This window comes from Streptomyces sp. NPDC002076 (assembly GCF_053593835.1).
Genome location: NZ_JBSFDI010000054.1, coordinates 1 through 9,821, shown reverse-complemented (window position 1 = coordinate 9,821; position 9,821 = coordinate 1). Strand labels below are relative to the sequence as shown.

Here is a 9,821-nt window from a genome sequence, read left to right as displayed (position 1 = left end):
ACTCGCTGGAACAACTCCCACAGCTCATCCGGCACCAGCCGCTCAACGATCCCCACGCCTATAGCCTATCGAACACCCCAAATGAGATGACCTCTTAACGCCATCCGCATCGCCAGATCACAGGGCACCCGCGGGGCGGGGCAGCCAGTTCATGCCGGTCGCGGTGGCGTGCGGGGCGCCCCTCAGGCGAGATGCTCGCGGAACCACTCGACGGCGGCGCTGCTCGCCTTGTCGAACTGGGCGGTGTAGGGGTCGAAGTGACCGCCCGGGATCGTCCGCAGTCGCTTGGGCTCCAGCGCGCGCTCGTAGGCCGAGAGGGCCAGGTCGGTCACGGTGACGGTGTCGTTGAGCGCGACCACCATGAGCAGCGGTGTGGGTGAGACCCTGTCGACCCAGATTCCGGGCTCGTACATGCGCGCGGCCCGGGTGGAGCGGACCGTGACCTCGTTCTCCCACACACCGTCGGGCTTGGGCTGGAGGTAGAAGTCGATGGCTTCCTGTGTCCGGTAGGACGCGGGCACCGCCGGGTCGCTGTTGACGATGGCCAGGGTGCGGGGGGTCTCGCCACGCAACTGGGCGCGCTCGTCCTCGGAGAAGTTTTCCTCCAGGGCTGCGACGGCCTCGGGGGCGATACGGCGCCGGCCCTGTTCGAAGCCGCTGATGGTCGGCACCTGGGAGACCACGGCCCGCAGTCGGCGGTCGGTCGCGCCCAGGACGATCGCGTGGCCGCCGGCGTAGCTGGTGCCCCACAGGCCGATCCGCTCCGGGTCGACCTCGGGGAGGCTCTCCAGGAAGGAGATGGCCCGCCGCCAGTCCGCGATCTGCCGCCATGGGTCGACGTCCTGGCGCGGCTGTCCGTCGCTCGCCCCGAAGCCGCGGTGGTCATGGACCAGGACGACGAAGCCGTTCTCGGCGAAGGCCTGCGCGAACGGCTCGAGGCCGTGCTCCTTGACCCCGGCGTAGCCGTGGGCCATGGTGATCGCCGGATGCGGTCCCGGGCCGTCCGGCAGGAAGAGCCATCCGCGCAGCGTGACTCCGCCGTCGGCCTCGAACTGGATGTCCTTGCGCTGAATCATGGAACAACCTTCTGAATAGGCAGGGCCTTCAGCCCTGGTGGAAGTAGTCGGCGTCGATCTCGCCGGCCAGCCGGGTACGCAGTTCCGCGGAGAAGCGGAGCGCGGAGCCCAGCGGCCGGTGATGGATGGCGGCTCGGAGGATCTGGCCGTCCGCATTCTTGGTCAGGATGGTGACGCCCTCGATCGGCAGGCCGCCGAACGCGGTGGCCTCCCACTCCAGGTAGGTTCGCGGGCCGTCGACGGTCTCCCGGGTGAAGCCGAGCGACTCGTAGATCGCGCTCGCCGCGCCCATCACCTTGTTCACCTGGTCGCGGCCTTCCACCGGGCGGGTCAAGACGCTCGCCTCCAGGACCACGTCCTTGGTGAACGCCTCACCGAATGCGGCGGCGGACTTCTGCGCGAAGGCGTTCGTCCACCCCTGCGGGCGGGGGGTGTTCGCGGCGGGGGCGCTGTCGGTGCCCTGGGCCTCGGCGAGGAGGCGGTCGAGGTGGGTAGCGACGTCGGCCGCCTGCTCGATGTGGGCCCAGTGGCCGGCCTCGGCCACCGATACCGCTGTCATGGCGGTGAAGCGGGGCGCGATCGCGTCGTTGACCATGTCCTCGGTGACGAACCCGTCGCCCTCGCCGCGAAGGATGAGTACCGGGCCGACGTAGCTGCTCGGCCGTTCGCCGTGAGGGTTCCCGGTGTTCCAGCAGTCGGCAAGGACGCGGATGACCTCCGGACGCAGACGCCGTCCGGTCGCCACCAGCCGGTCGAGCTCGGCCTCCGGGAGCGCGGCGGACAGCTGTTCGCGTACGCCCCGCTGCCCGTCCGCGTCGCCGCCCAGCGAGCGGAACTGTTCGATCGTCTCGTCGGGCAGGTGTACGCCCGCGAGGGGGACCGGGGTCACCAGCATGAGTCCGCGGGCCCGGTCGGGCCGCTGCACCGCGACCAGTTCGGCCACGGCGGCGCCCATGCTGTGACCGACGATCACAAAAGGCTTCCCGAGGGCGTCAACCACCGCGCCCGCCTCGTCGGCGAACCGGTCGTAGTCGTAGGGCCCCTCCACCGCGTCGCGGTCGCCGCAGCCGGCCAGGTCGAGTGTGACGCACTCGATGCCGGGTGTGGTGAGCTGGGGGATCAGGCGGTCCCAGGCGTACTGGTCGTCAAGGAAGCCGTGGACGAACACCACGGCCAGGTCTCCGTCGCCGGTGCGCCGGTACCGTACGTCGCTGTCGGCGACGCGTTCCGTCTTCATGTGTGTCCTCACTGTCCGGGAGCGGACGTCGCCCCGGAAGGGGACCGGTCCTGGCTTTCGATGGGGGAAGTCGGTCGGACGTGCGTCCAGGCGCTGCATCCGGTGGATTGCGTCGTCTCCCCGACCTGCGGATTGGGGATGCGACGCGTTCGATGGGCTGGGCTCGGCGCTGTCCTCGGATCACGGGACAGAGCGCAATTGGCCGCCTAGACCCGGGCCACGCCGTCGCGCCGGGCGGCCTCTGCGACGGCATCGGCGACCGCGGGGGCCACTCGAGGGTCGAACGGCGACGGGATGATGTGGTCCGGACGCAGTTCCTCGGCGATCAGGGAGGCCAGGGCGTCCGCGGCGGCGATCTTCATGCCCGGCGTGATGCGGGAGGCGCGGACGCGCAGGGCGCCGGCGAAAATGCCGGGGAAGGCGAGGACGTTGTTGATCTGGTTCGGGTAGTCGCTGCGGCCGGTCGCGACGACCGACGCGTACTTGTGGGCGACATCGGGGTGGATCTCGGGGGTGGGGTTGGCCATGGCGAAGACGAAGGCCCCGGGCGCCATGGTGGCGACCGCGGCCTCGGGGACCGTGCCGCCGGAGACGCCGATGAAGACGTCGGCGCCGGCCAGGGCATCCTCCAAGGCGCCGGTGCGCCCCGCCCGGTTGGTGTTCACGGCGATGTCCCGTTTGACGTCGGTCAGATCCGTACGGCCGGAGTGCAGGACTCCGGCCCGGTCGGTGACCACGACATCGCCGATGCCCGCCTCCACCAGGATCTTGGCGATCGCGACACCCGCCGCCCCTGCGCCCGATATGACCGCGCGCAGGTCGTCCAGGGTCCGCCCGGTGAGACGGGCGGCGTTGCGCAGGGCCGCGAGGGTGACGACGGCCGTGCCGTGCTGGTCGTCATGGAAGACCGGGATGTCGACGCGGTCCTGAAGCTTGCGCTCGATCTCGAAACACCGGGGCGCGGAGATGTCCTCGAGATTGATGCCTCCGAAGGACGGTGCGAGGCGGGCGACGGTTTGGACGATCTCGTCCACGTCCGTGGTCGCGAGCGCGATGGGCACGGCGTCCACACCGCCGAACTGCTTGAACAGGACCGCTTTGCCCTCCATGACCGGCAGCGACGCCTGCGGGCCGATGTCGCCCAGACCGAGCACCGCGGTGCCGTCCGTCACCACCGCGACCGTGTGCGAGACCCAGGTGTAGACGTGCACGAGACCAGGTTGCCCGGCGATGGCGGTGCACACCTCGGCGACACCCGGCGTGTAGGCGAGTGAGAGGTCCTCGCGGTCGCGCAGCGGCACCGTCGGGGTGATCGCCATCTTTCCCCCGTGGTGGAGCGCGAAGACCGGCTCCTCGGCTTGGCCGGGCGCGGGCGTCCGCGTCGACGCGGCGGTTTCGGTTTCCACGACTGATTCCTTTGCTGATTCATTCTGCTGCTCCCGTCGCCGATCCCTTGTTCGGCGTGCCGTGCCCGTTCGCCCGGCGGGATGCTCGGGCACTCCGGTGTGGCCGTGTGCCCCAGTGCCCTGCCCGGCCGGTGCGCCGGGCCTCGGCCCGCCCCGGTCCGCGGGCAGGCTCCGGGCCTGGTCGGCGGGCGGGACGCGGGGTTCACCAGCGAGGAGCCCCTTCGGCCAGCTGCAGTTCACCCCTCCCGAACGAGAAGCTCTCGTTCGGGACCGGGATCAGGGCGATGAATATGTCGTCGGGAGAGACATCGAGCGCCTCGACGACCAGCCTGCTGATGGCGGCGGACACCGCCCGCTTGTCCTCCAGGGGCCGGTGGGCGCCGAAGAGAACCGTGATGATCATGGCGTCCGAGCTGCGCTGCATGCCCATGAAAGTCGGGTCGAGGAACAGTTCGTCCTCACCGTGTTCGCTGATCATGATGAAGCGGTCGCCCTCCGGGATGCCGAGGCCCTGCACCAGCGACTGGTTGAGGGCGTCGGCGAGGGCGCGCTTCTGCTGCGAGGTGAAGCGGTTGGCGGGGATGTGGGCGTTGAAGACCGGCATGGGGGGCTCCTTCGGGGGGTGCGATGTCGAGTGTCGGACCGTTCGGGGGCCTGATCAGGGCCCGGTGTACGGCGCGGCCGCTCCGGACGTCCATGACATACCGCGCGGGAGTGCGTGGCTGGTATGCGGCCGGCCCGGTGGCGACGCCGTCATGCCTTCGTGGCTCCGGAGGGGGACCAGTCAGCGCTGTCCACCTGCGACCATCCGTCCGGGCGTCCGTCGAGACGGTGGCTGCGCCGGCCCAGTCGCGCGCTCAGTACGTCGTCCGGCAGGGGCGGGACGAACGCGTTGTCGGCGAGGGTGTACTCGGCGGCGAGGCGGCCGACCGCGGGAATCGCGCCGGTGTCGATGCGTCCGTTTTGGACGTAGACGTCGTCCCGGACGTGGAAGCGCACGACCTTGCCCCAGACGACGTGGTCGTTGATGTCGCCGACCTGGATAATCCGGTCGACGACGCATTCCATCGCGATCGGTGAGTCCTTCACCCGCGGCACCTTGACGACCTCGCAGTCCGCCTTCTCGAGGCCGACCTCGTCGAACTCGTCCTGGGAGCTGTCGAATTCGATGGCGCTGCGGTGCATCTCGTGGGCCAGCGGAAGCGTGACCAGGTTGGTGACGAACTCGCCCCTGTCCCGGATGTTGATGAACGTGTCCTTCAGGGTCCCGTCCGACCGCGGCTGAAGGGTCAGGGACACGATCGGGGGCACCCGGCTCACCACGGTGAAGAACGAGATCGGCGCCAGGTTGGCGATGCCGGATTCCGACTGGGTGCTCACCCAGCCGATCGCGCGTGGCGTGACCGCCCCGATGAGCAGCTTGTACGCGGAAGTCGCGTCCAATTCGTCACTGTTGATGATCACGGTCATGTCCTCTCTGACATGCACGGCGGCATGCCGCCGGTGAAGGTGCGGCCGGGGCGGGCCGGGGGTGGGTCATCGGGGCCGCTGTCGGCCCCGGCGCGCGGCACCGGTGCACCGATGGAGGGAGGTGGGACGGCCGTGCCCTAGGGAGCCCGGCCGGTACGTCGTCGTTCTGGCTCCGGGTCGGGTCCGGGTCCTGGCCGCGAACGGGCTGGCGCTCCATGCCGGTTCCCGGTTCCGGTCGGACGGGTCAGTCGGCCGCGGAGGGGAAGAACTCAAGGCCCTCGATCACGTCACGGCCCTTGGCGGTGTCGGCGTACAGCCGCGCCTCGGTGATCAGTCCATCGGTGACGGCGAACAGGAGGAGGTGCTCGTTCTCCATGGTGCGGCCGTTCTTCGCCTTCGCCCGGGCCCGGACGGGGACCACCACGTGCGACCCGGCGTCGAGCACGGTGTGCAGGTCGTAGTTGAAGTACTCGTAGTAGTGGTCGAAGAGGTCCTTGTAGAAGGCCGCAAAGCCGTCCCGGCCGTGGAACGTCCCGCCGTAGGGCAGCGAGGTGGGGAAATGGAAGACCACGTCCGGCGACATCAGGGCCACCAGGTCGGACGAGTCGTTCTTCTCGAACCCGGTGTAGGCGCGGCGGCAGGCATCAACAATCGCCTGGTTGCTCGACATGCTTCCTCCATGCTCATGGCTGAGTGCGGTGCTGGGTGAACATGCGTCCACCCACCTCGGTTTCCGTCCAGTCGTACGCGGAGGGACCGGAGGTCAAGGGGATGGGCCGATCGGCTCGTGAGGCGCGCGGCGGGCCGGAAGCCTGACCGGGCTCGGGCGGTCACCGGGCGGCATCGCGGGCCGAGGGCGCCGTAGTGCCTGCCGACGGCCCGATGTCGGCTAAGTTTTCATCTGGAACTCAGGAAGTCAAGGGCTGGGTTCCGAATGGCAACCCTGAAGGTATCCTGAAGTTATGGAGTGGCGTGACCTTGATCTGGGCAATTGCAGCGTCGCCGCGACCCTGGGACTGATCGGCGAGCGGTGGACCCTGCTCATCCTGCGTGAGGTCTTTGCCGGGCTGCACCGCTTCGACGAGATCGCTGAGCACCTCGGGGTCTCCCGTCGCGTCCTGACTGAACGCCTGGGGCAACTCGTCGACGCCGGCCTGTTGGAGCGCCGGAGCTACAAAGAGGGCGGACAGCGCGCGCGCCAGGAGTACCACCTCACGTCGCCCGCCCACGACCTGCAGTGGATTCTGGCCGCCCTCCTGCAGTACGGAGACACCCATCTCGGCGGCCCGGAGGGCCCGCCGACACTGCTGAACCACGCCGGCTGCGGCGGCCAGGTGCACGTCGAGTTGCGCTGCTCCTGTGGCCACGAGGTCTCCGGCTCCGAGGTGGAGCCGATCACCGGCCCCGGTGCCGTCAGCACGTCCCCCTGACTGCAACCCGCTCCTCGATCACTCCCGCATCCCGGCCGCACAGGGAGACAGGCAGCCTCGGCGTTCTCGCCGAGGGTCGGGCCCGTTCACCCACATCGGCCCGGCCACGCTGCGGCCGGTCAGATCCGGCCGCACCCCGCAGGGGCCGGCGGCACCGCTCGACCGGGCCAGCGTCCGGGCCGGAACCCGGCGCCCAGGCGCATGAACGGGAGCATGCGCCCGTCGGGGGTGTCGCGGCGTCCCCGGAGATCCATTGCCGCGGAAGAACGCCCCCCATCCATGCCTGTACTCAGCACGCAGGAGGCGTCCGGTCGTATCCGCGGCCGCCGGACAGTCGGCGGCGGACGGCTGCCGCATCCGGGCTCCGACCGGGCCTCCGGTTCGCCCGAGGCCGTTCGCCCGAGGGGGCGAGGGTGACTCCTCTGCAACCGGAGCCGACATAGCCAAACGTGCTACGCTTGTTTCTTGAGGGTTGTACGAAAACACCTGCCACCCCACGCTCGGGCAAGCGTGACCGGGGTCGGCGGAACGCCTTCGACGAGCCGGCCGTCCCGGTCCACCACGGTGCGGACGCACCGCACCCGTCGGATCAGACCATCTCAACTGCGCACCCAGACATTGGGTCCGGCTCGCGACCCGGCCACGGAGGCAGACGGTCGCGCGAGCCACATTCTGCCCCTGAAGGAGGCACCATCATGACCGCATCCGCATCCTCTCCCCTGGCGTACGAGGTTCTCGTCCAAGAGGGGACGCCCCGGGCCGGCGGCGAGCGGCTGCCCAACGGTGAAGGGCTCGTCTCCTCGCCCCTGACGTCGACGCTGATCTTTGGGGACGAGGACGCCGTGCTGGTCGACCCGCCCCTCACCATCGAGCAGACCCAGCAGGTGGGCGACTGGATCGAGCGCTCCGGCAAGCGCCTGGCATACATCTACGCCACCCACGGGCACGGCGACCACTGGTTCGGCACCGCCGATCTCGTGAAGCGGTTCCCCGGCGTCACCGTCTATGCGACCCCCGGAACCATCGAGGTCATGCACAAGCAGGCCACCGAGGGACGCGAGGAACTGTGGGACAAACGCTTCCCCGGTCTGATCCCCGACACCCCGGTCCTGGCCCAGCCGGTCCCCGCCGAGGGCTTCTTGCTGGAGGGCAACCTCATCGAGGCTGTCGAAGTCGGTCACACCGACACCGACAAGACCACGGTCCTTCACGTGCCATCGATCGGCCTCGTGGTGGCCGGCGACGTCGTCTACAACGGCGTGCACCAGTACATCCTCGAAGGTGGCGACGGCGGCCTGCAGGAATGGCTCCTGGCCCTCGACCGCGTCGCCGCGCTCCAGCCGCGCTCCGTCGTGGCCGGTCACAAGAACAAGGACCTGCCCGACGACCCGGCCACCATCGAAGAGACTCGCCAGTACCTCGTCGACGCCATCCGGCTGCTCGGCCAGAATCCCACCGCCCGCGAGTACTTCGACCAGATGACGGCCCTCTACCCGGATCGACTCAACCCGGGCCCGGTGTGGTACGGCGCGGTCGGCCTGCTCGGAGCCTGACGGAACAAGGGGAACGAGCCCGGCGCGGGCCGCATGGCGCCTCCCGCTACGCCTTGTTGTGGCGGGCTGGCTCAACTACTACAGCTGCTTCCGGCCGTGGGAGTTACGCCTCTTCCTGATGCGCATCAACGCCTACCTGGTGCGCTGGATCGGCCAGAAGTGCAAGCGGCTGGCGGGCAGACGGAAGGCCCTTGCGAAACTCGTGGAGATCGTCCAGCGATACCCACGCATGTGCGCGCACTGGCGCTTGACGACGGATGCCGTACTGGCCTGATCAGAACGGCAAGAGGCCGTGCAACGGGCGGCTGTTAGGCACGGTTCTGTGAGAGCCGAGGGGTGAGATCCCCTCGGCCTGCCCTGGCCCTGGCGGAGGGAAGCAGGATGGGTGCGGCTCCGTTTGAGGGACGGTGATCAGCGGGGGTTTCGCGTTCCGGTGGTCCGGTAAGTCCCTGGGTGGTGTGGGGGTTGGGGCCGGCGCCGTTGCGTCGGCGGCATCGCCGGAGGGACGAATGGAGCAGGAACTGCTGACGTTGCTGAAGCAGCGTGAGGAGGCGGCCCGGCATCGGGTGGAGGGGCTGCGGGCTGAGCTGACCGCATTGAACGAGCGGGTCGCTGCCGTCGAGGAAGAGCTGTCCGAACTGGTGGTCACCCAGACGACCCTGGCCCGCGAGTTCGCCCAACGCGACGCGCGAACCAGAGTTCGAACAGGTGTCTTCAGGGATGCGGATCCGGACGATCTGCCTGGCTGTCTGCCGCCGGTCGTGCGCGTCGCGACCGGTGTGCCCGCCGAGGGCGACTGGCCGGTGCTGGCCCTGCTGGCCTGCTGGTAGGGAGCGATGCCGTAGTTGGCGGTATACGAGTCGCCGAAAAAGACCGTCGGAATGCCGGGGCGGCGGCTGCCGCTCCGGCGGTTCCCGCCGGGCCGGCGAGCGCCAGGCAGCTGCCCCACGCGACGGCCGCGGCGGCCAGCCGCCGTGCCACCGGAGTTTTCGTCGTCCTACACATGGCCGAAGACATAAATGTGCCCTTCGTCGAAGCTCACGACATGCATGCGCGTACGGTGGAGATCCAAAAGGTGCGCATCAAACCAATCGTTCTCAGCCAGTCCATCACCTGAATGCCGTGTCGCCTGGTCAGGGAGGGTGCCGAGAAGCTCCGACCGATGAGTCCGCCCCCGCGTACTTGGCCGGAAGGCTGCAGGCTGGGCGTGCGACGCAGCACCACCCCGCCCTCAACGTGCAGGCACTGCCATCAGGGAGACACCGCCTAGAAGCGTAGGCGAGTGCAATCGCAAAGTAGGCGCACCCCGAAAGCGTCACGGGGACAGACCGCATGAGACGCCGACCGCATCTTGCCCGACAGCGCAGCCGATCTCACAAAGAAGCCGCACCGGAGCTCTCCGGTGCGGCTTCTTCGTCTCACGGCTCCGCGCCCAGGCCCACCAGGATGGTCCTCGGCGGGACCTCGCCGTATCACCGACGCCCCTATAACAGGGGGACACTGGATACCGTCCTGACCAGGTTGAAGACCTCTCGGGCGGCATATCGCTTGAGGCCTCTGAGTCAAGTCAGGGAGCTGCGAGGCGTTGGGCGGCAGGGTGGCTGCAGGGGTCGTAAGGGGTGGCGTTGTGCCAGCAAGCCCATATGACA

10 protein-coding genes are annotated in these 9,821 nt (G+C 69.1%); 4 read left to right on the top strand and 6 right to left on the bottom strand.

The genetic code is table 11. The features are described 5' to 3' along the window. Positions 1 to 182: 182 nt before the first annotated feature. The 6 genes from ACWCQS_RS45785 to ACWCQS_RS45760 all read right to left on the bottom strand — a co-directional run bounded on the left by ACWCQS_RS45785 (position 183) and on the right by ACWCQS_RS45760 (position 5,859). A complete protein-coding gene (locus ACWCQS_RS45785; RefSeq protein WP_451009970.1) occupies positions 183 to 1,199 on the bottom strand; it encodes an alpha/beta hydrolase in 1,017 nt (338 codons plus the stop codon). Continuing rightward, positions 1,105 to 2,313: an alpha/beta fold hydrolase gene (locus ACWCQS_RS45780; RefSeq protein ID WP_451009969.1), complete on the bottom strand. Its 1,209-nt coding sequence runs from the start codon at positions 2,311 to 2,313 to the stop codon at positions 1,105 to 1,107. The genes ACWCQS_RS45785 and ACWCQS_RS45780 overlap by 95 nt, the downstream gene beginning before the upstream one ends. Before the next feature lie 206 nt (positions 2,314 to 2,519). Then, positions 2,520 to 3,719, bottom strand: coding sequence for an NAD(P)-dependent malic enzyme (locus ACWCQS_RS45775; RefSeq protein WP_451009968.1), 1,200 nt, complete (start codon positions 3,717 to 3,719; stop codon positions 2,520 to 2,522). A gap of 202 nt (positions 3,720 to 3,921) precedes the next feature. Beyond that, entirely contained in the window at positions 3,922 to 4,323 is a 402-nt protein-coding gene (locus ACWCQS_RS45770) for a tautomerase family protein (protein ID WP_451009967.1), read from the bottom strand. A 149-nt stretch (positions 4,324 to 4,472) separates the two neighbouring features. Further along, positions 4,473 to 5,183 carry a flavin reductase family protein gene (locus tag ACWCQS_RS45765; protein ID WP_451009966.1) on the bottom strand — a complete coding sequence of 237 codons (711 nt, stop codon included), beginning with the start codon at positions 5,181 to 5,183 and terminating at the stop codon, positions 4,473 to 4,475. 250 nt (positions 5,184 to 5,433) lie between these two features. Next, a complete protein-coding gene (locus ACWCQS_RS45760) occupies positions 5,434 to 5,859 on the bottom strand; it encodes a nuclear transport factor 2 family protein (RefSeq protein ID WP_451009965.1) in 426 nt (141 codons plus the stop codon). 292 nt (positions 5,860 to 6,151) lie between these two features. Here ACWCQS_RS45760 and ACWCQS_RS45755 point away from each other — a divergent pair, with 292 nt between their 5' ends. The 4 genes from ACWCQS_RS45755 to ACWCQS_RS45740 all read left to right on the top strand — a co-directional run bounded on the left by ACWCQS_RS45755 (position 6,152) and on the right by ACWCQS_RS45740 (position 9,002). After that, complete coding sequence (locus ACWCQS_RS45755) at positions 6,152 to 6,619, top strand: winged helix-turn-helix transcriptional regulator (protein WP_451009964.1); 468 nt, start codon at positions 6,152 to 6,154, stop codon at positions 6,617 to 6,619. Positions 6,620 to 7,314: 695 nt separating this feature from the next. Continuing rightward, positions 7,315 to 8,172, top strand: coding sequence for an MBL fold metallo-hydrolase (locus tag ACWCQS_RS45750; protein WP_356318123.1), 858 nt, complete (start codon positions 7,315 to 7,317; stop codon positions 8,170 to 8,172). Between the two features lie 58 nt (positions 8,173 to 8,230). Beyond that, positions 8,231 to 8,446: a hypothetical protein gene (locus ACWCQS_RS45745; protein ID WP_451009963.1), complete on the top strand. Its 216-nt coding sequence runs from the start codon at positions 8,231 to 8,233 to the stop codon at positions 8,444 to 8,446. A gap of 235 nt (positions 8,447 to 8,681) precedes the next feature. Further along, positions 8,682 to 9,002 (top strand): hypothetical protein, encoded by a 321-nt coding sequence (locus ACWCQS_RS45740; protein ID WP_451009962.1) that lies wholly within the window; start codon positions 8,682 to 8,684, stop codon positions 9,000 to 9,002. The last annotated feature ends 819 nt before the right edge of the window (positions 9,003 to 9,821 follow it).

What these genes read in the sequence shown, in the direction of transcription:
- ACWCQS_RS45780 (WP_451009969.1), bottom strand. Translation starts at nt 2,313, where the DNA reads ATGAAGACGGAACGCGTCGCCGACAGCGACGTACGGTACCGGCGCACC.
- ACWCQS_RS45740 (WP_451009962.1), top strand. Translation starts at nt 8,682, where the DNA reads ATGGAGCAGGAACTGCTGACGTTGCTGAAGCAGCGTGAGGAGGCGGCC.
- ACWCQS_RS45755 (WP_451009964.1), top strand. Translation starts at nt 6,152, where the DNA reads ATGGAGTGGCGTGACCTTGATCTGGGCAATTGCAGCGTCGCCGCGACC.
- ACWCQS_RS45760 (WP_451009965.1), bottom strand. Translation starts at nt 5,859, where the DNA reads ATGTCGAGCAACCAGGCGATTGTTGATGCCTGCCGCCGCGCCTACACC.
- ACWCQS_RS45770 (WP_451009967.1), bottom strand. Translation starts at nt 4,323, where the DNA reads ATGCCGGTCTTCAACGCCCACATCCCCGCCAACCGCTTCACCTCGCAG.
- ACWCQS_RS45750 (WP_356318123.1), top strand. Translation starts at nt 7,315, where the DNA reads ATGACCGCATCCGCATCCTCTCCCCTGGCGTACGAGGTTCTCGTCCAA.